The 26865-nt window shown below is 73.0% G+C and carries 29 protein-coding genes; 8 read left to right on the top strand and 21 right to left on the bottom strand.

Annotated features, from left to right (window positions below):
• Positions 1-303 carry a flagellar FlbD family protein gene (locus I8920_RS07500; protein WP_198658495.1) on the bottom strand — a complete coding sequence of 101 codons (303 nt, stop codon included), beginning with the start codon at positions 301-303 and terminating at the stop codon, positions 1-3.
• Between the two features lie 257 nt (positions 304-560).
• Here I8920_RS07500 and I8920_RS07495 point away from each other — a divergent pair, with 257 nt between their 5' ends.
• From I8920_RS07495 to I8920_RS07485, 3 genes are all read left to right on the top strand, one after another.
• Complete coding sequence (locus I8920_RS07495) at positions 561-2129, top strand: helix-turn-helix domain-containing protein (protein WP_198658494.1); 1569 nt, start codon at positions 561-563, stop codon at positions 2127-2129.
• Between the two features lie 191 nt (positions 2130-2320).
• The gene (locus I8920_RS07490) at positions 2321-3454 is read left to right on the top strand and encodes a DUF475 domain-containing protein (protein WP_198658493.1); all 1134 of its coding nucleotides are present in this window, start codon (positions 2321-2323) and stop codon (positions 3452-3454) included.
• 218 nt (positions 3455-3672) lie between these two features.
• Positions 3673-5271: a Na+/H+ antiporter gene (locus tag I8920_RS07485; RefSeq protein WP_232832853.1), complete on the top strand. Its 1599-nt coding sequence runs from the start codon at positions 3673-3675 to the stop codon at positions 5269-5271.
• Here I8920_RS07485 and I8920_RS07480 read toward each other — a convergent pair.
• The 19 genes from I8920_RS07480 to I8920_RS07390 form a co-directional block, all read right to left on the bottom strand.
• Complete coding sequence (locus I8920_RS07480; RefSeq protein ID WP_198658491.1) at positions 5263-6225, bottom strand: SDR family NAD(P)-dependent oxidoreductase; 963 nt, start codon at positions 6223-6225, stop codon at positions 5263-5265. The two genes, I8920_RS07485 and I8920_RS07480, sit on opposite strands and share 9 nt — an antisense overlap.
• A 65-nt stretch (positions 6226-6290) precedes the next feature.
• Complete coding sequence (locus I8920_RS07475; protein ID WP_198658490.1) at positions 6291-6827, bottom strand: phosphoribosyltransferase family protein; 537 nt, start codon at positions 6825-6827, stop codon at positions 6291-6293.
• A gap of 125 nt (positions 6828-6952) precedes the next feature.
• On the bottom strand, positions 6953-8128 hold the full coding sequence (locus I8920_RS07470; protein WP_198658489.1) for a flagellar hook protein FlgE: 1176 nt from the start codon (positions 8126-8128) through the stop codon (positions 6953-6955).
• A gap of 65 nt (positions 8129-8193) precedes the next feature.
• Complete coding sequence (locus I8920_RS07465; RefSeq protein WP_198658488.1) at positions 8194-8634, bottom strand: flagellar hook assembly protein FlgD; 441 nt, start codon at positions 8632-8634, stop codon at positions 8194-8196.
• A 25-nt stretch (positions 8635-8659) separates the two neighbouring features.
• Positions 8660-10123 (bottom strand): flagellar hook-length control protein FliK, encoded by a 1464-nt coding sequence (locus I8920_RS07460; RefSeq protein WP_198658487.1) that lies wholly within the window; start codon positions 10121-10123, stop codon positions 8660-8662.
• Complete coding sequence (locus tag I8920_RS07455; RefSeq protein WP_198658486.1) at positions 10120-10854, bottom strand: C40 family peptidase; 735 nt, start codon at positions 10852-10854, stop codon at positions 10120-10122. Before I8920_RS07455 ends, I8920_RS07460 begins: the two co-directional genes overlap by 4 nt.
• Positions 10851-11282 carry a flagellar FliJ family protein gene (locus tag I8920_RS07450; RefSeq protein WP_198658485.1) on the bottom strand — a complete coding sequence of 144 codons (432 nt, stop codon included), beginning with the start codon at positions 11280-11282 and terminating at the stop codon, positions 10851-10853. Before I8920_RS07450 ends, I8920_RS07455 begins: the two co-directional genes overlap by 4 nt.
• Entirely contained in the window at positions 11282-12613 is a 1332-nt protein-coding gene (locus I8920_RS07445; protein ID WP_198658484.1) for a FliI/YscN family ATPase, read from the bottom strand. Before I8920_RS07445 ends, I8920_RS07450 begins: the two co-directional genes overlap by 1 nt.
• Positions 12610-13287, bottom strand: coding sequence for a FliH/SctL family protein (locus I8920_RS07440; protein ID WP_198658483.1), 678 nt, complete (start codon positions 13285-13287; stop codon positions 12610-12612). The genes I8920_RS07445 and I8920_RS07440 overlap by 4 nt, the downstream gene beginning before the upstream one ends.
• A complete protein-coding gene (gene fliG / locus I8920_RS07435) occupies positions 13280-14332 on the bottom strand; it encodes a flagellar motor switch protein FliG (protein ID WP_198658482.1) in 1053 nt (350 codons plus the stop codon). Before fliG ends, I8920_RS07440 begins: the two co-directional genes overlap by 8 nt.
• Positions 14329-15999, bottom strand: coding sequence for a flagellar basal-body MS-ring/collar protein FliF (fliF, locus tag I8920_RS07430; protein ID WP_198658481.1), 1671 nt, complete (start codon positions 15997-15999; stop codon positions 14329-14331). The genes fliG and fliF overlap by 4 nt, the downstream gene beginning before the upstream one ends.
• Positions 15999-16340, bottom strand: a complete 342-nt coding sequence (gene fliE, locus I8920_RS07425) for a flagellar hook-basal body complex protein FliE (protein ID WP_198658480.1) — start codon at positions 16338-16340, stop codon at positions 15999-16001. The genes fliF and fliE overlap by 1 nt, the downstream gene beginning before the upstream one ends.
• Positions 16340-16735 carry a flagellar basal body rod protein FlgC gene (locus I8920_RS07420; protein WP_225558385.1) on the bottom strand — a complete coding sequence of 132 codons (396 nt, stop codon included), beginning with the start codon at positions 16733-16735 and terminating at the stop codon, positions 16340-16342. Before I8920_RS07420 ends, fliE begins: the two co-directional genes overlap by 1 nt.
• Positions 16732-17076 (bottom strand): flagellar basal body rod protein FlgB, encoded by a 345-nt coding sequence (locus tag I8920_RS07415; RefSeq protein WP_198658479.1) that lies wholly within the window; start codon positions 17074-17076, stop codon positions 16732-16734. Before I8920_RS07415 ends, I8920_RS07420 begins: the two co-directional genes overlap by 4 nt.
• Positions 17077-17310: 234 nt before the next feature.
• Complete coding sequence (locus I8920_RS07410; protein ID WP_198658478.1) at positions 17311-17631, bottom strand: hypothetical protein; 321 nt, start codon at positions 17629-17631, stop codon at positions 17311-17313.
• Positions 17621-18094 carry a flagellar export chaperone FliS gene (gene fliS, locus I8920_RS07405; protein WP_198658477.1) on the bottom strand — a complete coding sequence of 158 codons (474 nt, stop codon included), beginning with the start codon at positions 18092-18094 and terminating at the stop codon, positions 17621-17623. The genes I8920_RS07410 and fliS overlap by 11 nt, the downstream gene beginning before the upstream one ends.
• Before the next feature lie 11 nt (positions 18095-18105).
• Positions 18106-19509 carry a flagellar filament capping protein FliD gene (gene fliD / locus I8920_RS07400; RefSeq protein ID WP_198658476.1) on the bottom strand — a complete coding sequence of 468 codons (1404 nt, stop codon included), beginning with the start codon at positions 19507-19509 and terminating at the stop codon, positions 18106-18108.
• Positions 19510-19599: 90 nt separating this feature from the next.
• Complete coding sequence (locus I8920_RS07395) at positions 19600-20487, bottom strand: flagellin N-terminal helical domain-containing protein (protein ID WP_198658475.1); 888 nt, start codon at positions 20485-20487, stop codon at positions 19600-19602.
• Between the two features lie 119 nt (positions 20488-20606).
• Positions 20607-21422 (bottom strand): sigma-70 family RNA polymerase sigma factor, encoded by an 816-nt coding sequence (locus tag I8920_RS07390; protein WP_198658474.1) that lies wholly within the window; start codon positions 21420-21422, stop codon positions 20607-20609.
• Positions 21423-21867: 445 nt separating this feature from the next.
• Between I8920_RS07390 and I8920_RS07385 the strand changes: the two genes are divergently transcribed.
• The 5 genes from I8920_RS07385 to I8920_RS07365 all read left to right on the top strand — a co-directional run bounded on the left by I8920_RS07385 (position 21868) and on the right by I8920_RS07365 (position 26210).
• A complete protein-coding gene (locus I8920_RS07385; protein WP_198658473.1) occupies positions 21868-22353 on the top strand; it encodes a flagellar protein FlgN in 486 nt (161 codons plus the stop codon).
• Between the two features lie 4 nt (positions 22354-22357).
• A complete protein-coding gene (gene flgK / locus I8920_RS07380; RefSeq protein ID WP_198658472.1) occupies positions 22358-23779 on the top strand; it encodes a flagellar hook-associated protein FlgK in 1422 nt (473 codons plus the stop codon).
• A 2-nt stretch (positions 23780-23781) separates the two neighbouring features.
• Positions 23782-24663, top strand: coding sequence for a flagellin N-terminal helical domain-containing protein (locus tag I8920_RS07375; protein ID WP_198658471.1), 882 nt, complete (start codon positions 23782-23784; stop codon positions 24661-24663).
• Positions 24660-25028 (top strand): flagellar assembly protein FliW, encoded by a 369-nt coding sequence (gene fliW / locus I8920_RS07370; protein WP_198658470.1) that lies wholly within the window; start codon positions 24660-24662, stop codon positions 25026-25028. The genes I8920_RS07375 and fliW overlap by 4 nt, the downstream gene beginning before the upstream one ends.
• A gap of 258 nt (positions 25029-25286) precedes the next feature.
• Positions 25287-26210, top strand: a complete 924-nt coding sequence (locus tag I8920_RS07365) for a hypothetical protein (protein WP_198658469.1) — start codon at positions 25287-25289, stop codon at positions 26208-26210.
• Between the two features lie 4 nt (positions 26211-26214).
• On the opposite strand, the gene I8920_RS07360 is transcribed toward I8920_RS07365, so the two are convergent.
• Entirely contained in the window at positions 26215-26844 is a 630-nt protein-coding gene (locus I8920_RS07360; protein ID WP_198658468.1) for a hypothetical protein, read from the bottom strand.
• Positions 26845-26865 lie beyond the last annotated feature (21 nt).

Below are 26865 nucleotides of genomic sequence, written 5' to 3'. Positions count from 1 at the left end.
TCAACGACCCCCGTCCTGTGCGCGGCCGTGCTGCTGGGCGGCGCGCAGCGGGGCGACGGGCGCGAGCGTCGGCTGCGGGCCGGTCGCGTTGCGCGCCGCGGGCAGGTCCGTGCCGTAGGCCATGCCGACGATGCGGGCGCGGTACGCGGCGATGAGGTCGATGACGTCGGCCAGCGACTCGCGCACGATGTACTTCGCGCCGTCGACCATGATGAGCGTCGTGTCCGGCGTCTCCTGGATGCGCTCCACGAGATCGGGGTTGACAGCGAATCCGCTGCCGTTCAGTCGTGTGACGACGATCATGGCCCGTCCTGGTTCTCGATCGTCCCGCCGCCGTCCGTGGGGCGGGATGCGGGCCCGTCCGTGGGCCTGCACCGAGGACTATCGGCGGGTGGTGCCGGTGCGTTAGGGGCACGCAGCCCGATGCCGTGACGACCGCTGCCATCGCACCCGGCTCCCCGCGCGCAAACTCTCATGGACGGTGTATTCCCGACCTGCATCAGAGAATCCTGGGTGTTGTACCCCTCGTTTTATCTCATGAGCGTGTTAGCGTGGCGCGCATGACCGACACCACCACCGTCGACACGCCGACCACCGCCGCCACCGCAGCACCCCTGCGCGAGGTCGGCGCCCTGATCCGCGGCGCCCGCAAGGGTCGCAGCATGACCCAGGCCCAGCTCGCCGAGCGCGTCGGCACCAGCCAGAGCGCGATCAACCGCATCGAGCAGGGCGGTCAGAACCTGTCGCTCGAGATGCTCACGCGCATCAGCGACGCGCTCGACCAGCAGATCGTGTCGATCGGCGGCGCCCCGCAGCGTGCACACCTGCGGGTGCAGGGCGGTCGCAAGCTCAGCGGCTCCATCGCGGTGAACTCGAGCAAGAACGCCGCCGTCGCGCTGCTCTGCGCGTCGCTGCTCAACCGCGGCGTGACCCGTCTGCACAAGGTCGCCCGCATCGTCGAGGTCGACCGGATCATCGACGTGCTCCGCAGTCTCGGTGCGAGCGTCACGTGGTCGGAGGACGGTGAGACGCTCGAGATCGTCGCACCGGACGACCTGCGCCTCGACGCGATCGACGCCGACGCCGCCCGCCGCACCCGCAGCGTGCTGATGTTCCTCGGCCCGCTCAGCGGCCGGTTCGAGTCGTTCCGTCTGCCCTACGCCGGCGGCTGCGACCTCGGTACCCGCACGGTCGAGCCGCACCTGATCGCCCTGCGCCCCTTCGGCGTCGACGTCGAGGCGACCTCCGGCTGGTACGAGGTCGGCGTCGCGAACCAGGCCGTCCCGACCAAGTCGGTCGTGCTGACCGAGCGCGGCGACACCGTCACCGAGAACGCGATCCTGGCGGCGGCAGCTCGCGACGGCGAGACCGTCATCCGCAACGCCAGCCCCAACTACATGGTGCAGGACCTCTGCTTCTTCCTCGAGCTGCTCGGGGTGCGCATCGAGGGCATCGGCACGACCACGCTCCGCATCACCGGCAAGAGCCGCATCGACGAGGTCGTGGACTACTGGCCGAGCGAGGACCCGGTCGAGGCGATGAGCCTGCTGACCGCGGGCATCGTGACCGACTCGACGCTGACGGTCACCCGTGCGCCGATCGAGTTCCTGGAGATCGAGCTCGCCACCCTGGCCGAGATGGGTCTGCGCTTCGACGTCACCGAGGAGTACCCGGCGGCGAACGGTCGCACCCGGCTCGTCGACATCACCGTGCACCCGTCCGAGCTGCACGCGCCGATCGACAAGATCCACGCGATGCCGTTCCCCGGGCTGAACATCGACAACCTGCCGTTCTTCGTCGTCATCGCGGCGATGGCCGAGGGCACCACGCTCGTGCACGACTGGGTGTACGAGGGTCGCGCGATCCACCTGCTCGACCTGACCCGCCTGGGCGCGAGCGTCACCCTGCGCGACCCGCACCGGCTCGACGTCACCGGCCCGACGCACTTCTCCGGCGCGGAGATCAGCTGCCCGCCGGCGCTGCGCCCCGCCGTGGTGATCCTGCTGGCGATGCTCGCGGCGAAGGGCGAGAGCGTCCTGCGCAACGTCGGCATCATCGCCCGCGGCTACGAGCAGCTGCAGGAGCGCCTCAACTCGCTCGGTGCGTCCATCGAGACGTTCCACGACTGATTCCCCGCAACGACTGAGCAGAAGACGTCGAGTCCCCCTGCGGGACCCGACGTCTTCTGCTCACCCGGCCACGGCCCGTCCCCGCAAGTGGGGACGGGCCGTCACCCGTCTGACGGCGTCCCCACGGGCCTCCAGGACGATGCCCAGGAGCGCTCCACCACCCGCCCAGGCGACAGGTGCTGCATGGGGGCATGGCCACGAGATCACTCCTGACCGTCCCCCTGCTCATCACCGTCGCGGCCGCCGCCGCGGCCTGGCTGGTGCTCGGCCCCGCCGCAGCACTCGCCTTCGTCGCCCTCGCGTTCCTCGAGATCGCGATGGCCGCGGACTCGTCCGTGCCGATGGCGGGCATCGCGGGCCGGCTGCACTCCCCCGCCCGGCGGCTGTTCCTGTCGCTCGGGATCGTCGCGGGCGTGCTCGCGATGCGCCTGCTGCTGCCGCCGGCCGCCGTCGCCGTCGGTGACGCGACCGACCCGGCCAGCTCCGTCGAACAGGCGGTCTTCGCGCCGGGCTCGTTCTCCGCGCACCTGGCCGAGGTCCGGCCGGCCCTGGCTGCCTTCGGCGCCGCGTTCATCTGGCAGGTCTTCGCCGAGTACCTGTTCAACACCGACCGCGCGTCACGCAGGTCCTGGCTCGGCCGACTGGAGGCGCGGCTCGCCACCGTCGCGCGACCGCGCGTCTGGTCGCTGGTCACCGCTGCGACCGGGGTCGTCGTGACCTCCGTGCTCGTCGGCGCGCGTTCCGGGTGGGCCGCCGGTGCGCTGCTGCCGGTCGCGCTCGGCGGGGTGGCCGGCATCGCCGCGTACCTCGTGTCGAAGCGGACCGCGGCGTGGGCGCTGCACCCCGGCGCCGGGGGCGGTGCCGCGGACACGGCGTCGATGGGGGTCGGCCGCGGAGCCTGGCGCATCCACCTCTACGCGTCGACGGTCGTGTTCGAGCGGGGGCTCGTCGTGTTCATGCTCTTCGAGATCCTCGACGGCGTGTACAGCCTGTCGGGGTCCGGGCCGCTCGGGTCGGACGGGCTCGGGGCACTCGAGCAGGCCGCGGTCGCCATCGGTGCGATCGGGGTCGGGGCGGTGTTCCTGGCTCGGTTGACCTCGCGGGTCGACCAGGCCGCTGGGCTCAAGCGGCTGCGGTACCTGAAGGCCGGGGCGGCGTACGTGCTCGGGGTGCTGTCGGTGCTGCTGTGGGCGAGTCTGCTCGTGCCGATCCCGGGCGTCGTCGTGGGGTGGTTCGGGACGGTGGTGATCGGGTCGGCGCTGGTGACCTCGTTGCCGTGGCGCGCGTGGTGGCGGCGGGTGGTGCGGCGGCCGCGCTCGGCGTGACGGGGCGGCGGCTCGCCGGTCGTCCGTCGTTCGTGGTTCGTCGTTCGTCGTTCGTGGTTCGTGGTTCGTGGTTCGTGGTTCGTCGTTCGTCGTTCGTCGTTCGTCGAGTGAGCAGGCAACGCCGCCTGGCGCCGCGGTACCCGGCCTTTTCTGCTCACTGGATGCCCCGCGCTCGGGAACGGCGTTCACTGGAGGGTCGGACGACGATCGGAGTGCACGTGCTGGGACCGGAACTGGTGGTCGTGCTCGGCCTCGCCATCGCCCTGACGGCGGGGATGGCCGACCGGCTGCGCATCGCTCCACCCGTGCTGCTGCTCGTGTTCGGCGCGCTGCTCGGGCTCGTGCCGGAGTTCGCCGGCGTCGAGCTGCCGGCCGAGGCCGTCCTGCTCCTGTTCCTGCCGGCGCTGCTGTACTGGGAGAGCCTGACGACGTCGCTCCGTGAGATCCGGAAGAACCTGCGTGGCATCGTCCTGATGGGCACCCTGCTCGTGGTCGTGACGGCCGGCGCGGTCGCGGTCCTGCTGCACCTGCTCGGCTTGCCGTGGGGCCCCGCGTGGGTGCTCGGCGCCGCGGTCGCCCCGACCGACGCGACCGCGGTGGGCGTCCTGACGAAGATGCTGCCGCGGCGGAACGTCACGGTGCTGCGCGCCGAGAGCCTGGTCAACGACGGCACGACCCTGGTGGTCTACGGCATCGCGGTCGCCGTCACCGTCGGCACGCAGGAGCTGACGTTCTGGAGCGTGTCCGGCATGCTCGTGCTGTCGTACGTGGGCGGGGTCGCCGCCGGGCTCGCCGCGGCCTGGATCGGCACCATGGTGCTGCGACGGGTCGACACCGTCGTGCTCGAGAACCTGGTGACCCTGCTCGTGCCGTTCGCGGCGTTCCTCGCCGCCGAGGCGGTCGGCGCATCCGGCGTGCTCGCGGTCGTCGCCGCCGGCATCGTCGTCAGCCAGGTCGGGCCGAAGCTCGACCGGGCCGAGACCCGGCAACAGGTCCGCGCGTTCTGGTCGTTCCTGACGTTCCTGCTGAACGGCGCGCTGTTCGTCCTGGTCGGCATCGAGGCGATGGTCGCCGCACGGGCGCTCGACCCGGCGGACCTGCTGCGGGCGACCGGGATCGTCCTGGCCGTCGCGGTCGTGCTCGTGCTCGTGCGGTTCGCGTTCCTCAACGCCGCCGGCGGCACGATCTGGCTCGTCACCCGACGCACCGGGGGCGAGCCGCGCGAGGGACACCGCGACCGTCTGGTGAGCGGCTTCGCCGGGTTCCGGGGCGCGGTCTCCCTGGCGATGGCCGTCGCCGTGCCGCGCACCCTCGAATCCGGTGCGGGGTTCCCCGAGCGCGACCTGATCGTCTTCGTCACCGCCGGCGTCGTCATCGTGACGATCGTCGGCCAGGCCCTCGTGCTGCCGGCGGTGCTCAGGCGGGCCGCACTGCCCGAGGACGAGTCGGTCGACGAGGAACGCCGGCACGCCGAGCGGACGGCGATCGAGGAGGCGCTCGCCGCGCTCCCCCGCCTGGCCCGGTCGACGGGAGCCGATCGCGCCACGGTCGACCGCCTGCGGAAGGACTACGAGGCGCACCTCGACGTCATCGACGCCCGCGAGGGGGACGACGACGACCACCCGGCCCTGCAGCGGCACGACAACGCGGTCGCCCTCGAACTCGCGCTCGTGCAGCACAAGGCGTCGACGCTGCTGCGGCTCCGCGACGCCGACGAGATCGACGACCTGGTGCTGCGCCAGGTCCGGGCAGGCTACGACGCCGAAGAGGCACGGCTGAGCGGCATGGAACAGGTCACTCCGCCGACCTCACCGTAGGGCGAGCAGGGCGTCGCTGGCGTCCCAGAGCCGCTCGGCGGTCTCCGGGTCGAGTGCCCAGGGCCGCACGCCCACCAGCGGGTGGTCGTCCGTGGCGGCCACCGCCTCAGCGCAGTCCTCGAAGTACCGACCGCCGACCCCCTCGACGAGCGGCGACGCCGCCACCAGCACGGACGTCGCGGCGCCCTGCTCCGGGGTCCCGAAGCCCTCGGCCGGGGAACCGTCCTCGTGGACGATGCCGATCGCCAGCGCCTGTTCGTGCGACAGGTGCCGCGACAGGTCGGTGAGGATCCCGCCGGGGTGCACGGCGTTCGCGACGATCCCGTCCGCGCCCCAGCGGCGCGTGGCCTCCACCGCGAAGAGCGCGTTCGCGGTCTTCGACTGCCCGTAGGCCACCCACGGGTCGTAGGCCCGACGCTCGAACATCAGGTCGTCGAGATCGACGCCGGCGGTGTGGTGGCCCGCCGAGCTGAGCGCCACGACGCGGGCCGGCCGACCGCTGCGGTCCGCCCCGGCGAGCAGGGCGTCGCGGAGCCCGGTGACCAGGCCGTGGTGGCCCAGGTGGTTCGTGGCGAACTGCAGCTCCCACCCCTCCGGCGTACGGCGCTCGGGGGTGGCCATGACCCCCGCGTTGCCGATGACGACGTCGACCGGGCCCGTCCAGGCATCGGTGAACGCGCGGACGGACCCGCGGTCGGCGAGGTCCAGCGGGCGGGCCTCGACCGAGGCGCCGGGGACCGCGTCGCGGAGCCGTCCGGCCGCCCGCTCCCCCTGCTCGGGCCGACGCACGGCGAGGACCACCGACGCGCCGGCACGGACGAGGGCCTCCGAGGTGGCGGCGCCGATGCCGGCGGCCCCGCCCGTCACGATGACGCGCGATCCGGTGAGGTCGAGGTCGTGCAGGACCTGCGCTGCGGTGGTGGTCGCGTCGAACGGGGTGGTGATCCGGGTCATGCGGTCAGCCTACGCGACAGGTGTCGCCCATCACGAGGCACTGCTCGACCACGACGGCGGCGCGCTCAGAGTTCCTGCGCGCGTACCAGCGACCGCACCGGTGGCAGGACCGAGCGCGCTGCCTCCGCAGCCTCGTCGACGACCACGCCGACCGCAGCGAGCGTCCCGCCGCACCGTTCGACGAGCCCGGCGGCTGCCCGCGCCTGACTGCCGGTCTCGATCCAGTCGTCCACCAGCACGACCCGTTCCCCGGTGCCGATCAGGTCCTGCCGGAGCGCAAGCGTGCGACGGTTGCCGCGGTAGTCCGGCTCGGTCGTCGCTGTGACGACCGGCCCGGGGAACACGGCTCCGTCCTTCCGGACCGGCACGAAGCCGACCCCGAGCGCCAGGGCGACCGCCGGCCCGAGCACGAAGCCGCGGGCCTCGACGGCGACGACGACGTCGGGTCGGTCGTCGGTGAGCAGGTGGGCGAGCCCGTCGACGACCGCCCGGAGCGGGCCGGGGCGGCGGAGCACCGCCCACGTGTCGGCGTGCCCGTCGATCCACCGGAAGTGCTCGAGGACGGCCTGACGCCCCCGTTCGACCACCGCTTCGTCGCGCACGAGCCCACCCTACGGCGCAACGTGAGCAGGAATGGTCGAGTCCCCCGGAGGAGACCCGACCATTCCTGCTCACGAAGCGAACGCACGAACGAACGAGCGAGCGAACGCGCCCGCCCCGCCCCGCCTTACCGCTTCAGGTTCGTCAGCTCCTGCAGCACCTCGTCCGAGGTCGTGATGATGCGGGCGTTCGCCTGGAACCCGCGCTGCGCCACGATCAGGTTCGTGAACTCCTGCGACAGGTCGACGTTCGACATCTCGAGGGTGCCCGCAGCGAGCGACCCGACACCGGCCGTGCCCGGGCCGCCGACGGTCGCGCCGCCCGAGTTCGCCGTCGCGCGGTAGCCCGAGGCGCCGGTCTTCTCGAGGCCGGCCGGGTTGGCGAAGGTCGCCAGGGCGATCCGGCCGAGGGCGAGCGACGCACCGTTCGAGAACGTGCCCGTGACCGTGCCGTCCTTCGCGATGGCGTACCCCTGCAGCGCGCCGGCCTCGCGGCCGTTCTGCGAGCCGATCGCGGCGGTGTTCAGGGATGCGAAGCCGGTGAGGTCACGCATGTCCACGGCGATGCCACCGACGGCGAACGTCCCGCCGGAGGTGATCTTGCCGTCGGTGCCGAAGGTGATCGACGTGGTCGCCACGGCGCCCTGGCCGTTGCGGCCGGTCACGTCCCAGCCGTCGTCCGTGCGTCGGTACGCCAGCGACATGGTGTGCTTGGCGCCCGAGGCGTCGTAGACGGTCGCCTCGCGGGTGATGGTCTGGCCGACGGCGGTCTCCGACGGCAGGTTGCCCGCGACGCCGGCGGCGGTGGTGCGGACGGCGGGCGCGGCGGCGTCGAGCGGGAGCACGATGTCGGACAGCTGCCCGTTCTCGTTGACGACGCCGTTCGTGGCCGGGTAGCCCTGCACGATCTTGCCGTCGGCGGTGACCAGGCGGCCGTCCGCGTCGAAGTCGAACGCGCCGGCGCGGGTGTAGACGGTGTCGTTGCCCAGGCGGGTGACGAAGAAGCCGTCGCCCGAGATCATCAGGTCGGTCGCCTTGCCGGTGGCCTGGGCGGAGCCCTGCGCGAAGTTGGTGGAGACGCCGGCGACCTGCACGCCGAGGCCGATCTGCGCGGGGTTGGTGCCGCCGACGCCGGTCTGCGGTCCGCCGGCGCCCTGGGTCATCTGCGACAGGGTGTCCTGGAAGACGGTGGTCGAGCCCTTGAAGCCGACGGTGTTGACGTTGGCGATGTTGTTGCCGGTGACGTCGAGCATCTGCTGGTGCGAGCGGAGGCCGGAGATCCCGGAGTAGAGCGAGCGGAGCATGGTGCGTCCTTTCGGAGAGGCAGGAAGAGCGAGGAAGAACGAGGGAGAACGGAGCAGGAGGAGCGTCAGGAGCCCGTGGTGGTGGTGATGCCGGAGATCACGTCGAGGGCGACCTCCTTCCCGTTCACGGTGACCGTGGGCACGCTGTTCGCGTACGACACGGCCGAGGCGGTGCCGGTGACGGACTTGCCTGTGTCGGCGTCCGTGTAGCTGACCTGCTTGCCGACGAGGTTCGCGGCGGCGATCCGCATCTGCAGCGAGAAGTTCTCGTTGCCGGTCGTGGTCTGGTTGGTGATCTGCTCCATCATCGCGAGCTGCGTCTGCTGGCTGATCATCTGGTTGGTGTCCATCGGCGAGGACGGGTCCTGGTTGCGCAGCTGCGTGACGAGCAGCTTCATGAAGACCTCGGAGTCCATCGTCTGGGACTTCTTCGTCGCCGCGTTCGCGGCCAGGGCTGCAGCCTGCGCGGTCGGGTCGACGCTGCCGGTGATGCCGTCGATGGGCATGGTGGGGTTCCTGTTCGTGAGCCGGTCAGGCGAGGACGTCGAGTCCCGCGGTGCGGATGGAGGGCGTGGAGGTGGTGGGCTGGGCGCGCGGGGCGACCCGCGCCTCCAGACCGGTGTCGCCGGGCAGCGCACGCGCGGCCGGACGCTCGTCGCGACCCGACGGGTCCCGTGGCTGGTTCTGCGACGACAGGTCGAGCGTGGTGCTCCCACCGGCGCTCGCCGCGTCGCGGCGGAGGTCGGGGAGCACCTGGCGGACGGCCTCGCGGCCGGCGTCGGACGCGGCGAACAGCTCGACGTGCATGCCGTGGGCCGTGACGTGGGCGCGGACCGTGACCGGTCCGAGGGTGTCCGGCACGACCTGCACGGTGACGACGTGTTCGCCGGGCCCGGCCTGCGCGAGCGAGAACACCGGTCGCGCGAGCTGCTGGGCGAGCGGTGCCGGCGCCGACGGGGTCGGCGCGGCCGACGCGGTCGTGGGCGTCGTCGAGACCACGGCCGGCGTCTCCCCGCCGCGGGTGGGGGCGACGGCCAGGAGGCCCGGATCACCCGGCGTCGACACCTGCTGCTCCGTCGCGTGGCCGGTCCGGGGCGCCGTGCCCGCTGCCGGCGCGGCTGCTGCCGCGACGACGACGGGGGTCGAGACCACGGTGACGCCGTCGTCGGCACGCGTCGGGACCGTCGTGAGGGCCGCGGGCGCGCTGGACGTCGGGGATGCGGCGGGTGCGGGGGCCGTGCCGGCGGTGTCGGTGGCGGTCGCAGCGAGTGCAGGTGCGGGCGCGGGTGCGGTCGCGGCCGGCGACCCCGGTGCCGTCGTCGTCGTGGTGGCCGACGTCGTGGCGGCGACGGCTGCGGGCGTGGCGTCCACCGACGACCCCTGCTGCGCGGTGCCGGCAGCGACCGTGGCAGTGGCAGTGGCAGTGGCAGCGGCGGCGGTCGAGGCAGCTGTGATGCCGGCAGCGGCGGGGACCGGGGCGGAGGCCGGTGTCGCGACGACCGGTGACCCGGGTCCGCCCACGCCGGCCGGGGCCGTCGGCGTGGCGTCGGCGACCACCGCGGACACGACGACCGCGCGCGGGTCCTCGGCCGAGGGGTCGGGCGTCCCGGCAGCCGGTCGGTCCCCCGCGTCGCCGGTGCTCGGCGCCGTCGGTGCGACCGGGGTGGTCACGAGGCCGGCGACCAACAGCGCCGGTGCGCCGGCGGGCATCGCCTCGCCCGCGGCGTCCGAGGGGTCCGGCGTGGTCGCGGGCGCACCCGCGGCCGTGCCGGAGGTGCCGGTGCGGGTGCCGAGGGGCACGGCCGTCGAGGCCTCGGGGGTCGTGCCGTCGGTGTCGTCCCGCTGGCGGGCCCCGTCGCCGGTCTGCCGCTCGGTGGCGACGGCGGCGGTCAGGGCCGCGCCGAACGTCCCGGCGGCTGCCGGGTCCGCGGCGGGACCGCGGGTGGTGCCCGCGGCGGTCGGGACGGACGGCTGGGTCGCGATCGTCATGCTCATGCGGCACTCCCGGCCTGCACCATCGCGCGGAGGGCTGCGGCCTGCAGGTCCGTCGCGCTCGAGGCGGCGGACACCGCGGTCGTCGCCGGCGTCGGCGTCTGGCTCGGCACGATGCGTCGGATGGTCGCGATGTCACCCGGGGCGTACCAGTTGTCGACGATCCTGACGTCCTTGCCGGGACGGGGCGCGTGCAGCACCTTGCCGTCGCCGACGTAGATGACGATGTGCTGCTCACCCTTCGGCACGATGAGGTCGCCGGGCCGTGCGTCCTGCAGGGACCCGACCTCGACCCCCATCTTCGCCTGGTCCGGCACGACGCGGGGCATCGTGACCCCGAGGTCCTTGAACACCGTCTGCACCAGTCCCGAGCAGTCCATGCCCGCGGTCGTGGTGCCGCCGAACACGTAGGGCACCCCGAGGTACTTCTCCGCGTCCGCGACGACGTCGGCCCCGCTCGCGCCGCTGCCGGTCGCCAGGGTCCCGGCGCCCGCGTCGACCGAGGTCGCCGGAGCGGTCCGCGCACCCGCGGCGGGGACGGTCGCAGCTGCACCGGCCGTACCAGTCGCGGTCGTCGACGCCGTGCCGTCGGCCGTCGCCAGGGCGTCGGCGAAGGCACCCGCGCCGCCCGACCCGGCCGGTGCGGCGGACGGAGCCGTCGCCGTCCCGCCGCGCAGGGTGTCGATCTGCGACCGGATCTCCGAGATCCGGGAGAGCACCGCTTCGACGCTCATCGGGAACCACCTTCCGTGCGGCGTCGTGCCGCGATCTCGTCGAGGGCGCCCTGCTCCGCCCGCAGCTCCTCGGCCGCCTGCTGCTCGGCGTGCTTGCCCTCGAGCTTCTCGAGCCCGACGGCGGCACGGCGCGCGGCACCGTAGGCCTCCTGCGCACGGTCGGCGTCGGCGCGACGGGACTGCACCACGGCGTCGAGCTCCTCGAGCATGCCGCGGGTCGCTGCCCGTGCGGCGGCGACGGCGCTCAGGGTCGCGGCGTCCTCGATCGGACGGACGTCCTCGCTGTCCGCCAGGCTCCGGCGCGCGGCGATCCGGGCGTCGGCGGCGTCACGGACGCGCTCGTTGGCGGCCGCCAGCGAGGCGGCGGCGCGGTCCTGCTCGGTGTGTCGCAGGCGCAGCAGTCCGGCGAGCGGGAAGCGGCGGGCCATCAGGAGATCCCTCCGAAGCGCGCGACCAGGGTGCCGAGGCCCTGCCAGGACGCCGCGGCCGTCGCGCGCTCGTCCATGCCCTGCTGCAGGAACGCGTCGATCGCGCCCTGGTGGTCGACGGCCGCGTCCACCAGCGGGTTCGAGCCCCGCTGGTAGGCGCCGACGTCGAGCAGGTCCTGCGCGGCACGGCGCGCGGCCATCACCTTGCGCAGCACGGTGGCGGCGGCACGCTGTTCGGGCGTGGTCACCTTCGACGCGACGCGCGACACCGACCCGAGTGCGTCCACCGACGGGAAGTGTCCGGTGATCGCGAGCTTCCGGTCGAGCACGACGTGGCCGTCCAGGATGCTGCGGGCGGCGTCGGCGATCGGTTCGTTGTGGTCGTCGCCGTCGACCAGCACGGTGTACATGCCGGTGATGCTGCCGACCCGGTCGGTCCCGGCTCGCTCGAGCAGCCCGGCGAGCACCGAGAACGTCGACGGCGGGTAGCCCCGGGTGGCCGGCGGCTCCCCCACGGACAGCCCGATCTCGCGCTGCGCCATCGCGACGCGGGTGAGCGAGTCCATCATGAGCACGACGTCCTGGCCGGCGTCGCGGAACGACTCTGCGATCCGGGTGGCGACGAACGCGGCGCGCAGGCGCATCAGGGCGGGTTCGTCGGAGGTCGACACGACGACGATCGAGCGGGCGAGACCGGCGGGTCCGAGGTCGTCCTCCAGGAACTCACGCACCTCACGGCCGCGCTCGCCGACCAGGGCGATCACGTTGACGGCCGCGTCGCTCCCCCGCGCGATCATCGACAGCAGCGAGGACTTGCCGACACCGGACCCGGCGAACAGGCCCATGCGCTGGCCCCGGCCGACCGCGGTCAGGGTGTCGAGCACGCGGACGCCGAGCTGCATGGGCGTGTCGATGCGGGTCCGCGCCATGGCGTTCGGGGTGTCGTGGTCGAGCGGGACCCAGGCGTCGGCGTCGAGCGGACCGCGGTCGTCGATCGGTCGCCCGAGCCCGTCGAGCACCCGCCCGAACAGCCCGGCGCCGGTCGGCACGAGCACCGGCCGCCCGGTCGGACGCGCGGGGGTGCCCGCCGTGACTCCGGTGAGTCGGCCCAGCGGCATGCACCGCACACCGGATGCGTCGGTCGCGACGACCTCGACGGCGGTCTGCTCGCCGTCCTCCGGACCGACCACCACGACCTCGCCCACGCGGGCGTCGAGACCGGCGATGGTCAGGCCGAGCCCGACGGCGCTCGTGACGACGCCGACCCGCTGGGGAGCGGCCTGCCGCAGGGCCTCGTCGAGCCCGCGCGGCCGCAGCAGCGTGGCGGTCACCGGTCGGCTCCGCTCGGGACGGCGGCGGTCGCGGCGACGCCGAGCGCGGTGCGCGCACGGTCGAGCGCGGTGGTGATCCGGGCGTCGAGCAGTCCGTCCGGCAGGTCGACGACGGCGTCGCCGTCGCGCAGCGCCGGGTCGGCGACCACCGGCACCGCGAGGGCCAGGTCGGCCACGCGGGCCGCGTCGCCGGGGCTCAGTCGGACGGCCACCGGGACGGTGCGGTCCAGGGACGCGAGCGCCCGCCGGACGGTGTCCTCGGCGCCGGACGCACCCTGCGCCCGTCCGTCGGTGGTGCCGTCCACCGGACGGGAGGCGCGGATCGCGTACCCGACGACGGCCTCGGCCAGGTCCATGGCCGCGCTGGCGACGGACGCCTCGGCGTCCGCCAGGACGGGCGCGACCGTGGCGAGCATCGCGGCGGACGCGGCGTCGAGGACCGCGATCCGGCGGGCGGTGTCCGCCTGCAGCGCCGCGGTCCGCGCAGCGTGCTCGGCCTCGAGCCGGGCACGCAGGGCGTCGGTCTCGGCCTGCGCGGCCCGCAGTCCAGCCGTGTAGCCGGCGGCGTGCCCGCGGACGTCCGCACCGGTGGCGCGCTCGCGGACGGCGCGGTCCCCGATCACCGGGTACGCGACCCGCTGCACGGTGACGGCGGCTGCTGCGGTGTCAGTCAACGAGCTCGTCCTCCTCGGCGCGGTGCACGGTCACGACGCCCTGCGCCTCGAGCTCGCGCACGGAGCGGACGACCTCGGCGCGGGCCTCCTCCACCTGCGACACCCGGACCGGGCCCATGGCCTGCAGTTCGTCGTCGAGCAGCGCACGGTTGCGCTCGGACACGTTCGCGCGGATGGTCTCGACGACCGGCCCCGCCGCGCCCTTCATGGCGGTCGCGAGGAGCTTCGAGTCGATGCCGCGCAGGACCTGCTGGATGTCTCGCGCCTCGAGCTTGACGATGTCCTCGAAGGTCAGCATGCGGGACCGGATGTCCTCGGCCAGTTCCGGGTCGCGGGCCTCGAGCCCGTCGAGCACGGCCTTCTCGGTGGCGACGTCGGACCGGTTGATGATGTCGACCAGGGGCGCGATGCCGCCGACGACCTCGACGCTCTCGCGCGGGGACACGACGGCGCCGGCGCGCTGTCGGAGCACGCCCGCGACGATGCCGACGGCTTCGGGGGTGGCGCTGCCCATCGTCGCGAACGCCTGCGCCACGTCGGTTCGGACGCGCTCGTCGACCCCGGCGAGCACGGCGCTGGCCTGACCCGGCTTGAGGTGCGCGAGCACGAGGGCGATGGTCTGCGGCAGTTCGCCCTCGAGCAGCGTGATCACCTGGCCGGGCTCGGCGTCGTCGAGGAAGTCGAACGACTGACCGGCGAGGTTCGACGCCAGCCGGTCCATCACCCCGGCGGCGCGCTCGGCGCCGAACGAGGCCTCGAGCAACCCGAGCGCGGTGTCCTTGCCGCCGCGCTTCTGCATGCGGCCGCTCATCGTCAGCCGGTGGAACTCGGTCATGGTGCGGTCGACGACGGTGTCCTCGACGCGGCGCATCCGGACGATCTCGGCCGAGATCTCCTCGGCCTCCATCTCGGTGAACTGCTTCATCACCTCGGCGGCGCGGTCGGTCTCCATCTGCATGAGGATGAGCGCGACCTTCTGGGCACCGGTGAGCGCGCGGTCCGCCGGGGCGCCGGGGCCGCCGGCGCTCGGGACGAGGGCGCTCACACGCCCGCCCGGTCGTCCAGGAGCCCGCGCAGCAGGTCGGCGGTGCGCTTCGGGTCACGCTCGGCCAGCGCGGAGATGTCCTGGCGGCGGCGCTCGGCCGAGATCTCCTCGGTCGTCAGGACCTCGGTGGGCGGGTCGCCGGCGGGCACGGCCGAGAGCACGGCGGTCGGGGCGTCACCGGCGCCCAGGGTGGCGCGCTCGTCGGCGCCGTCCACCGCCAGCGGCAGCTGGAAGGTCTCACCGGCGAAGGCGTCGAGCTCGCCCAGGTCGACGGCCTCGCGCTCCTGTCGGCGGTTGCGGCGGGCGATGACGACCATGACCGCGATGACGGCGAGCACGATGCCGATCACGATGCCGGCCGTGCGGATCGACGACCAGAGCGCCTCCTGCTGGTCCGCCTTCTCCTGCGCCTCGAGGGCCTTCGCGGCCTCGTCCGACGCGCTCGTGTCGAAGTCCATCGTCGCGACCTGCACCTGGTCGCCACGGTCACGGTCGATCCCCGCGGCGGCGGACACCAGGTCGTTGATGCTCTGCAGGTTCGCGTTCTGCACGGCGGCGGCCTTCGAGTTGAGCGCGACCGAGATGGTCTGCCGGTCGAGTGCGCCCGACGGGATCTGCGTCGTCTCGGTGGTGTGGTCGACCGCGTTGTTCTTGGTGGCCGTCTCGTTCTTGTAGCCGTCGTCGCCCGCGCCGTCCGCGGCGTCGCCGTTCGGCACCGCGATGTTGTCGGGGCCCAGGACGCCCGTCGCGCCGCGCCCGGCACCGGCTCCGGCGCCGTACTCCTCGGTGGCGCTCGACTCGTTCAGCGCGACCGGACCGGAGGTCGGGGTCGTGTAGCGCTCGGAGGTGCGGGTGCCGGACTCCTGGTTCATCGTCGCCGAGACGACGACGCTCGCGTTGCCCGCGCCCAGCGTGGTGTCGAGCAGGTCCTGGATCTTCTTGCTCGTCGCGGCGTCGTAGTCGGCGGCCTGGTCGGCGCCGCTGCCGGTCGCGCCGGTGCCGACGGCGGAGAGCGTCTGGCCCTTCGCGTCGACGACCGAGACGTCGGTGGGCTGCATGCCCTCGACCGCGGCGCTCGTCAGGTGCACCACGGCCTGCACCTGGTCGGTGCTCAGCTGCGTGCCGTTGTCGGTGGCGATGAACACCGACGCGGTCGGGTCCTTCTCCTCGGAGACGAACACGGACTTCTCCGGGATCGCGAGCTGCACGGTCGCCGTCTCGACGCCGTCCATCGCCGAGATGGTCTTGGCGAGCTCGCCCTCCATCGCGCGCTTGTACGTGACGTCCTGCTGGAACTCCGAGCTCGTCACGCCCATGTCGTCGAGCAGCGAGTACCCGCCCTCGTTCGACGACGGCAGGCCGTTCGACGCCGCCTTGAGCCGCTCGGAGTACACCTGCGCCTGCGGCACGAGGATGGTCGCGCCGCCGTCGGTCAGCTCGAAGGGCACGCCGTCGGTCTGCAGCTGGTCGGTGATGGAGCTCGCGTCGGCGGCGGCCAGCCCGGTGAACAGCGGAGCGTACGACGACCGCCCGAGCCACGACGCGAGCGCGACCCCGCCGAGCACGAGCGCGGCGATCGCGAGGATCGCGATGGTGCGCTGGGCGGCGGAGAAGCCCTGCACGTACGACCGCAGGCGAGCCAGGACGTTCTTGACGGCGAGCGGCATCAGGCCTGCATCCTCATGATCTCGGTGAAGGCGTCGACGCCCTTGTTGCGGACGGCGGCGACGAGCTCGAGCGTGACCTGCGCGCGGGTGGCGGCGATCGTGGCGTCGTGGACGTCGTCGAGGTTGCCGGTGACGGCCTTCAGGGCCAAGGTCTTCGAGTCGCTCTGCAGCGCCTGCAGCCCGTCGACGGCGTTGCCGAGGCTCGCGGCGAAGCCGCTGCCGTCGGTGGGCGCGGCCGCACCGCCGGTCCGGGCGGTCGCGTCGCTGCTCGTCCCGCTGACGTTCGTCAGCGCGGAGGTCATCGCGTTGGTGGTCACACCGTTCACGGCGTCGATGGGCATCAGTTCTTCCCGATCTGCAGTGCCGCCTCGTAGGCGGTCTTGGCACGGTCCACCACGGCGGCGTTCGCCTGGTAGCCGCGCTGGGCCATGATGAGGTCCGCCATCTGCGTGCCGAGGTCGATGTCGGGCATGCGGACGTAGCCCTCCTCGTTCGCGAGCGGGTGGTCCGGGTCGTAGGTGACACGGCCGGCGGCGCTGCCGAACGCGGCGCCCTTGACGTAGGCGCCGGAGACGCCGTTGCCCTCCTGCACCTCGACGTACCGCGCCTGGAACGCGGTGTCGTCCATCGACGTCACGGTGTTCGCGTTCGCGATGTTGTCGGACACGGCGTCGAGCCACTTCCGGTGCACGGTCATGCCGGTGCTCGCGATGCCGATCGCGTCGAAGGTCGTCACGAGTTGGTCCGCATCGCCGTGCGCAGGCTCGTGGCCTCGCCGCCGACCGCCTGGGTCGCGAACTGGTAGCGCAGGACCGTGTCGATGTTCGACAGCGTCTCCTGGTCGAGGTTCACGTTGTTGCCGTTCGTGTTCGTCGGCTCGAGGCTCCGCCCCACCGTCGGGGTGGTGCTGCCGTCGCCGTCGACGATCGACGCGGCGAGGGCGTCCTCGAACCGGACCTTCTCGGCGTGGTAGTTCGGCGTGTTGATGTTCGCGATGTTGTTCGCGATCACCTTCTGGCGCATCGACAGACCGTCGAGGGCACTCTGCAGCGCGACGCTCGTCACGGAATCGAACACGGGGGTCCCCTCGTCAAGGCGTGTCGACGGTGCGGTCGACGTCGCCGTGCGTGGTGGCCGATCCCTGGCCGGTTGGTGAGCGATCCGTGCTCGTGGGCCGCTATCGGAGCGCGTCGTGCGAGGCGTTAGCGCTCGCCCCGAACGGGGGGCGGTGGGCACGGTCGGGACCCGGGACACGACAGCGCACCCGTCGATCGACGGGTGCGCTGTCGCACGTGTGGTGCGTCGGACCGGTCAGGCCGAGGCGTCGAGGTACACCGACACGCGGGGCTCCCGCGTCGCGTCGACGGCACGCAGCGCGCCGAGGTGCTCGAGCGTCGCGCGACGGTCCGCCTCGAGCGACGCCAGGCGGTCGCGCTGCGCGGCGAGCAGCCGGGAGGCCCGCCCCACCAGGTCGCGCGGCACCGGTCCCAGCCCGGTCGGTGCCGACCACCCGGCACCGGCGGACGGGTCGGCTGCGGCCGTGGAGCCGGCCGCCTGCCCGGCCACGTCCTGCTCGAGCGTGGTGAGCAGGGCCTCCCAGGCGCCCCGGTCGGTCGTCTGCTCAGGCGACACCGAGGGCTCCCCCGGTCGCCTGCTGCGCTGCCGGCGTCGCCGGCAGCGAGGCCGCTGCCTCGTGCCAGGACTGCCGGAGGGGCTCGAGGATGCGGATGCAGTCGCGCGTGGCCTGCACGTCGCGGTGCACGTTCGCCGTGATGAGCGAGGTCGACGCGTAGTTGTACACGGCGAGGAGCCCCTCGCCGCCGTCCCAGACGTCGATGCGCAGGGTGCTCGACAGCTCGCCGACGATGGCCTGGGCGTGCAGGAGCTGCTCGCGGGCGGCCTCCCAGTCGGCGGCGACCTGGGCGGCCTCGGCGCGGTGCAGGTCGAGCAGGAGCCGGTCGTAGAGCATCGTGACGAGCTGGGCCGGCGTCGCGGACAGCACGGCCTCGTTCGTGTACTGGGCGCGACGCTGGTCGGTCACGGTGCGGGGCTGCGCGGCCTGGCGGAAGGCGGCGGCCTGGAAGTCGAAGGTCATGGTCGTTCCCGTCAGCGCGCCGTCGATGTCGATGCCAGCTGGCTGGCCAACCAGCTGGACTGGGACTGCAGCTTGCTCAGGCTGGTCTCCAGGGATGAGTAGAGGGTCTGCAGGGCGGCACGGCGCGAGGTGAGCCGGTCCGTCCAGCTGTCGATCTGGGTGGTGAGGTCCTTCGCGACGGCCTGCTGCCCGGTGATCGTGGTGGTGATCGAGCCGGTGTACTTGTCCGACGACGCCGTGGCCGCGGCCCCGACCTTCGCGGCGACCCCGGAGAGCATCGCCTGGGTGGCGTCCGGGTCGGTCGCCAGGGCCTTCTGGAAGACCGCGGCGTCGAAGGTGAAGCTGCCGTCCTTCGTGATCACGATGCCGATCGTCGACGGCGACTTCCCGTCGACCGGGGCCGACATCGTGCTGGCCAGCCGCTGCACGGCCTCGCGGGACGCGCCGTCGCCGAGCAGGATGCCGGCCTTGGTCGTCGTGGTGCCGGACGTGACGCTCGTCGTGCTCGTCACCGCGGTGTTCGTGCGGTAGTACGACGCGATCGCGTTCATCGCGTCGACGAGTCCCGACGCCACGCCCTGGGCCTTCGTCGTGTCCTGCCCGACCGTGACGGTCACCGGCTCGCTGGTGACCTGGGACACCGTGACGTCGAGTCCGGGCACGAGTCCGCTGAAGGTGTTCGTGGCACTCGTGACCGTCTGCGCGGCCGCGGTGCCGGCCCACAGGGTGACGCTGGCGTCCTTCGCGGTGGTGACGACGGCCGCACCGGTCTCGGTCAGGACGTTCGTCGCGGTACCGGCCGCCACGGCGTCGGCGCCGCCGCGGTACACCTGGAACGCACCGGAGGCCCCGGTCTTCGCCGCGGTGAGCTGCAGTCGGTAGAGGCGGTTGCCGTCGGCGTCGGTGCCGGCCGAGACCTTCGTCGCGGTGACGCCGGCGCCCGAGGCGTTCAGCGCGGACACGGCGTCGTCGAGCGATCCCGACTTCGGCGTCACGGTGGTCGACCTGCCGTCCGCCCCGACGACCGTGATCGGCTGCGCCTCCGACGACCACGTCGACATCGCGGCGGTCACGCCGACCTGGGCCGAAGCGGTCGAGCCGACGGTGAAGCTGATGGACCCGGCGCCCGCTCCGGTGCCCGTGACCGCGGTCACGCTCGGCGCGGAGCTCGTGGCGGTGAACAGGTCGAGCGAGGTGGCCTTCGCGGCGTCCGCGGCCTTCGTGGCGAGCCCCTGGACCAGCCCGTTGATCGTCTGCAGTGACGAGATGAACGAGTTCGTGCTGGTGAGCTTGTTCTTGAGCAGGGTCTGCGGGACGCCCTCGACGCTCATCAGCGAGTTGATGAGGTCGGTCGTCTTGAGACCGCTGACCAGGCCGTCGATGGCCAGGCTGTTCCCCGAGGAGACGGACGACATCGGTGGCTCCCTGCCGGTGTGCGGTGGCGATCGGATGCGGACGACGCCGCCCACCGGGACGAGCGGTCCCGGTGAGCGGCGTCAGGGGTGCTAGCGCAGGAGCGAGAGCACGCCCTGCGTGCTCTGGTTCGCCTGCGCGAGCATCGACGTGCCGGCCTGGCTCAGGATGTTGTCACGCGTGTACTTGACCATCTCCTGCGCCATGTCGACGTCGGTGATGCGCGAACCGGCAGCGGTGAGGTTCTCCTTGGCCACGTTCGTCACGTTGATGGCGTGGTCGAAGCGGTTCTGGACTGCACCGATGCTCGAACGTGCCTCGGACACGGTCTTGATCTGGGCGTCGATCGTGGTGATCGCAGCCTGCGCCGCCGTGTTGCTCGCGAAGCTGATCTTCGCCGCGACGGCTGCGCCGTCGGCGTCGGTCCCAGCCGTCACGGTCAGGTTCTCCGCGATGTTCTTGACGTTCGCCTTGCCGAGGTCGACCTCGATCTTCGACGACGCACCGGCGTTCGCACCGACCTGGAAGGTCAGCTTGCCGTCCCCGGCGGTACCAGCGGTGCCGTCGAGGAGGTTGATGCCGTTGAAGTTCGTCGAGCTCGAGATGCGGCCGAGCTCCTTCTGGAGCTCGCCGACCTCGGTGGTGATCGCCGCGCGCGAGTCAGCGTTGTTCGAGTCGTTACCGGCCTGGACGGCGAGGTCGCGCATGCGCTGGAGGATCGAGTGGGTCTCGGTGAGGCCACCTTCAGCGGTCTGCACGACGGAGATGCCGTCCTGTGCGTTGCGGGCGGCGACCGTGAGGCCACCGACCTGGGACTTCAGCCCCTCGGAGATCGACAGACCGGCGGCGTCGTCGGCGGCGCGGTTGATGCGGAGACCGGTCGAGAGCTTCTCGAGGGACTTCGACAGGTCGTTCTGCGTCGCGTTGAGGTTCCGGTACGTGTTGAGTGCCGAGAGGTTGGTGTTGATGGACATACCCATGGTGTGTTCCTCCGTGAATCTGGGTCGTACGCCGGCCCGTCCGTGGGCTGACGTGGATGACTCTCGACCGGTTGCCGGGAGTCGTTAGGGGATCGGCGGAAAAGTCTCCCGCCGACGCTTCAGCCCGCCGCCACGGCCGTCCCCGGTGCGGCATCGTGCACGGCACGGGCGACTCCGGCGGCGGCGTTCGTCGCGACGCGGGCGAGGTAGGCGCTGCGGCGGGCGGCGGTCGTGCGGCTGGCGGGTTCGACGGTCGTGCCGTCGCCGTAGTGCGCGGCGAGGCCGTCGTGCAGCAGTCGCATCGCCTCGGAACGCTGCTGCGACACCGCCGAGTGCGTGATGCCGAGCTCGGCCGCGACGTCCGTCACCGAGCGGTCGCCGAAGTACACCGCCTCGACGATGAACCGCATGCGCTCCGGCAGGGCCTCGACCGCTGCGCGGAGGTAGCGGCGCTTCTCGGTCTCGAGCAGGTCGTCGCCCGGCAGCGGCAGGTCGGCCGCCACCAGGTCGTGCACGGTCTCGTCGAGGGGCGCGACGGTCCGGGCGGCGTCGCTCATCGCGTCGACGGCCGTCTGCCGGTCCACGCCCATGGCGTCCGCGATCTCCTGTGCCCCGACCGTCCGACCGAGTCGGGCTGACAGGGCCTCCTGCGTGGCGAGGGTCTCCCGGATGCGCTTGCGGGTGCCGCGCGAGGCCCAGTCCGACGAGCGCATGTCGTCGGCGATCGCGCCGGTGATGCGGGTGCGGGCGTAGGCGCCGAACGGCACCCCGAGCGTCGGGTCGAAGGCGTCGGCGGCGGCGACGAGTGCGAGCGAACCGACGGCGGCGAGGTCGTCGCGGTCGAGGTGGGTGGCACGGGAACGGACGTCGGCGACGATGTAGCCCACGAGTGGCAGGTGCTCCACGATCATCGCGTTGCGTTCGGTGCGGTGCATGCTCATCCCCTGGTCGACCTGACTGACGGTGTCGGCTCACCCGTCCGTGGGCGCGACGGACGCCGGCCTCGGTCGGGCCGGTGCGTTCGCCGATGACCCGCCCGGGTCCCTCCGGGCGGTGCACACCGCGTGACTCGGGCGCGGTTCCGGGTGTCCCCCGGGTGCGTTCTGAATGTATCGGCTGGCAATGCGCTGAGTGGGGGCTCGTGCGTCCCCAGTGCGGGGGTCTCCGGGCCTGATCCCGGTCGGCATTTGGGGGGACCGGGGCACGGGAACGATCGTTCTTGTCCCCCGACAGGGGTTACCGCCCACGAGGACACGGAGTACAGCGGGCGCACACTCGAGACCATGGCTTACGGCTCGGACCACCGAGTCGATAGGTCCCGGTGTCCGCAGGATGACGGACCGGGACCGACCCCGAACCACCACCACCCGGGAGGAGCTGATGAGCGTGAACGACCTGTCCGCCGTGCTCTGGCGCGAACGCGAGCTGCTCGAACTGCTCACCTTCAAGCTCGAGGAGGAGCAGCTGCTGCTCACCGCGGGCCGCTCCCGCTGGGTGTCGCACGCCAGTCGCGAGGTCGAGCAGGTGCTCGACCGGCTCCGCAGCACCGGGCTCGAGCGCGCCGCACAGAGCGCCGAGGTCGCCGAGGAGTGGGGTGTCGCGGCCGACGCTCCCCTGCGCGAGGTCGTCGCCGCCGCGCCGAACGGCCCGTGGGGCGAGATCCTCACCGCCCACCTGACCGCGATGGTCGAGCTGACCACGCAGATCGGTGCCCTGCGCGACGAGAACGACCGGTTCCTGCGCGCCGCCGCCCTGGCCACCGAGGAGACCCTGGCCGGCACCGTGTCCGGGGCCGCCACCTACGACGCCTCCGGCACCTCGGGCTCCGGCTCCGACGGCGCCCGACTGTTCGACGGGAGCCTGTAGCACCGTGGTCAGCACCTTCGGCTCCCTCGCCACCGCCTACTCGGGGCTCGCCGCGGCCCGCGCCGGCATCGACGTCACCGGACAGAACATCGCCAACGCCGGCACCGACGGCTACACCCGGCAGCGGGTCACGCAGAGCTCCGTCCCCGCGGCCCAGACCGGGTTCGTCCGCGGCACCGCGGCGCTCGCCGGCCAGGGCGTCTCGGTCGACGGCATCGCCCGCCTGGCGTCCCTGACGCTGGACGCCGGCGTGCGGGTCGCCGCCGGGTCGTCCGCGTACGCCGATGCCCGTGCCACCGCGTTGTCCGCCCTGGAGACCGGCCTGCACGAGCCCGGCAAGAACGGTCTGAGCGCCAAGCTCGACGCCTTCTGGTCCTCGTGGAGCGAGCTCGCCAGCCACCCCGACGACCCGGGTGCCGCCAGCGCGGTGCTCGGCGCGGCGGGCACCGTCGTCGCGGCCCTGGCGACCGGTTCGCAGGCCGTCGACGCCCAGTGGTCGTCGGTGCACGGCGCGGTGGCCGGTCAGGTCACCCAGCTGAACGACGCCGCGGGCCGGGTCGCCGACCTGAACGGACGCATCCGCACCGCCCTGGCGTCCGGCGGCAGCGCGAACGAGCTGCTCGACCAGCGCGACCGCCTCACCGAGCAGATCGCCACCCTCGCCGGCGGCACCACCCGGACGAACGCCGACGGCACGGTCGACGTCCTGCTCGGCGGCAACCCGCTCGTGCAGGGCACCGACGCCCGCTCGGTCGCCCTCGGCGGCGGCCGGCGCCTCGCCGACGGTGCCGCCGTCACGCTGACGTGGACCTCCGGCACCGCCGGGGCCGTCGGGCTGAGCGGTGGCTCCATCGGCGGTGCACTCGCGGTCCTCGCCCCGGCGTCCGGCACCGGCACGGGTGGCGCGCTGGCCGAGGCGTCCGCCTCGTACGACGCCGTCGCGACCCGGCTCGCCGCCACCGTCAACGCGGTCCACGCCGCGGGCAGCACGTCGACCGGGGCGACCGGCGCTCCGTTCTTCGCCCTGCGCGCCGGCGTCCCCGCTGCCCAGGCACTCAGCGTCGTCCCCACGGACGCGAGCGGCCTGGCGACGCGGAACGCGGCGGGGGAACTCGACGACTCGTTCGCCGACGCGCTCGCGCGACTCGGGGCGTCGTCCGACGGCGCCGACCAGGTCTGGGCGACGTTCGTGACGGGGGTGGGCACCGCCTCCCGGTCGGCCACGACGGAGTCGACGCTGACCGGACTCGCGCTCACCAACGCGCGCACCCAGCAGCAGTCCAGCGCCGGTGTCGACCTCGACGAGGAGAACGTGAACCTGCTGAGCTACCAGCACGCGTACCAGGGCGCGGCACGCGTCCTGACCGCCGTCGACGAGATGCTCGACACCATCATCAACCGCGTCGGACTCGTCGGGAGGGGCTGATCGTGATCACCCGCGTCACCACCCAGATGTCGATGGCCGCGGCCTCGGCACGGCTGCAGGCCGGCGCCGCCCGGGTCGCCGAGGCCACCGAGCAGGCGACCACACTGCGGGCCGTCCAGAAGCCCTCCGACGACCCGGTCGGCACGGCGTCCTCGATGCAGGTGCGCAAGGAGCAGGCCGCCGCCGCGCAGTACACACGCAACGCGAACGACGCCGTCGGCTGGCTCGCCACCACGGACAGCGCGCTGTCGAGCGTCTACTCGGTGCTCAACCGGGTGCGGGACCTGACCGTGCAGGCCGCGAACACCGGGACCATGAGCGACACCGACCGCGACGCGTTCGTCACGCAGTTCCGGTCGCTCGCAGCCGACCTGGAGGCCCGGGCGAACACCACCTACGGCACCCGCTCGGTGTTCGCCGGTGCCTCGACCGCCGCCACCGCGTACGACCCGGCCACCGGGTGGGCGGCGTCCGGCACGGACGTCACCCGCCGTGTCGGCGACGACACGACCGTGCGGGTCGACACCCCCGCCGCGGCCGCCTTCGGCTCCGGCGCCTCGTCGGTCTTCGCCGTGGTCGACTCCATCGTCAGTGACCTGCAGAACGGGGTGAACGTGAACGCTCGCATCGGCGACGTCGACCAGGCACTCGGCACGCTCCGCGGCGCCCAGGCCGACGTCGGTGTCCGGCACGCCGCCGCCCTCGGCGCCCAGGAGTCGCTCAAGTCGACCACGGTGTCGCTCGAGAACCGCCGCGCCGGCATCGAGGACGTCGACCTCGCGAAGGCCGTGCTCGACCTGCAGGTGCAGCAGACCAACTACCAGGCAGCCCTCGCCGTCACCGCGAAGGTCCTGCAGCCGACCCTGATGGACTACCTTCGATGAGCATCACCCTGACCTTCGCCGTCCCGCCGTTCGGGCTCGCCCCCGCGCCGTCGTTCTCGTTGACGCCGGTCGACGGCGCCGACGGGCTGTTCACCCTGGTCGGCGACGGCGCACGGCTGTTCCTGCTCGACGCCGCGGTGCACCTGCCCGCGTACGCGCCCGAGCTGTCCGACGAGCAGGCCGACGTGCTCGGGCTGACCGATCCCGCCGACGCGATGCTGCTCGTCGTCGCGAACCCGGGGGCGTCCGGCACGACCGTGAACCTGCTCGCGCCGGTCGTGGTGAACGCCCGGACGGCGGTGGGCGCGCAGCTCATCCTCGAGGGGCAGGACCTGCCGCTGCGGGCGGAGCTCGCCGCGGCGTAGGGGTGCGGCGCGGCGCGGGCCTGCACCCGTTCTGCGACAATCCACGAGTCGATCGCCACGTGCATCGTCGCAACATGCACCGGCATCCTGTGCGAGCGCATGCGACGACAGCCCACCGGATGTTCGACTGGTGCATCGTCGGAACATGTCCACGCACCGACCCAGCTGACTCCTCCACAGGGCGGTCGTCGGACCGTCGTCTGCACAGATCGTCGTTGCCGGGCCATCCCGACGGCGTCGCTCACGGAGCCTCGTTGCATGGGCAGAGCGAGCGAGATCGAACTCCTCCGGACGACCGGAACGACCGGCGCGGAGCGACGAGCACTCGAGCGTGACGTGCACCGCGGTCGCCTCCGACGGCTCCGACCCGGGGTCCTGATCGGCGTCGACGCGCTCGAGGGACTCCACCCGGGCGAGCAACACCACGTCCTGGTCCGCGCATCGCTCCACCGTCTGCGCGCCACCGATGTCGTGTCCCACCTGTCGGCGGCCGCGGTCCTGGCGCTCCCGTTGGTCGGGACGCCGCCTCCGAAGGTGCACGTGTGCGATCCGACGACGACGCACACCCGGGTCTCTGCCTGGTTCGTCCGCCACGGCGCCGCCGGGCGGCCACCGACGGTCCTGCTCGACCGCGACTCGATCCCGACGACCACCGCCGCGCGGACCGCGGTGGACGTGGCGGCGACCCGACCGCTGCTCGAGTCACTCGCGGTGGTGGACGCCGCCCTCGCTCGGCGGACCGCCACACCCACAGAGTTGCAGACCGAGCACGGCGCGCTGACGTCGGCACGCACCAAGGCGGGGATCGCGGTGGGAATGGGGTCGGGGCTGTCCGGGTCGCCGGCGGAATCGGTGTGCCGGGTGCGGTTCCGAGAACTCGGCGTCGCGGAACCGGTGCAACAGCACGTGTTCGCCCGGGCTGACGGTGGTTCGGCGATCGTGGACTTCTGGTTCCCCGAGCACGGCGTGGTGGTCGAGGTCGACGGCCGGGGCAAGTACGAGGACCCGGTGATGCTCGACGGCCGCTCGACCGCCGATGCGCACTGGCGGGAGAAGCGGCGGGAGGACTTCGTCCGGTCCTTCCCCGAGGTCCGTGCGGTGGTCCGGCTGTCGTGGTCGGACCTCATGCACCCGGACCGTGTCCGGGCTGCGCTGCGACGGGCTGGTGTCCCGTGCCACTGATCGTTCAGTCGGCCGTGTGCGGGGCGCCCGGGTGGTACGTCCGCTGGCGCTCGACCACGAGGGGCTCCGCGCTGCCACCGACGACGACCTCGCCCCGGCCGACCCGGACGCCCCGCACCAGACCCGCGCCCTTCACCACACCGCCGCGCCGATCCGGATCCGGCTCGTGGTGGTCGCCGCCAGCGCCGAGCACGACGTCACGCACGGAGACCGGCCCGAGCACCTGCGCACCGGTGCCGATCGTCGACGGCGCCTCGACGAGACACCCGGCGGTCAGACGTGCTCCGCTCCCGATCTCGACGTCCGAGCCGGTCGCGACGATCGTCACCGGCCCCGGTCCGAGTTCGACCCCGTCGCCGATGCGCACGCTCGCTGCCGTCGCCACGATGGTCACCGGCCCGGGGCCGATCCGCACCCCTGACCCGATGACGGCAGAGCCACCCGCGCGGGTCTGCAGCGTCGCCGAGGGGTGGACCACGGTCCCGGTCCCCACGGTGACGTCCCTGCCGATGAGCGCCGAGGTCGGATCGAGCACGAGCACGTCCGGGGCCAGCGCCGCGACCTCGCGCTCGGTCAGGAACCCGGCGGCCCGACGGGCCACGTCGACCGCTGTCCCCGGGGTCTGCTCGTCCACCTGGCGAGCCTCCCACACTGT

This window comes from Curtobacterium sp. YC1, from assembly GCF_016267665.1.
Classification (GTDB): domain Bacteria; phylum Actinomycetota; class Actinomycetes; order Actinomycetales; family Microbacteriaceae; genus Curtobacterium.
The sequence above is the reverse complement of the archived record's forward strand: the minus strand, read 5'-3'. Positions and strand labels throughout refer to the sequence as shown.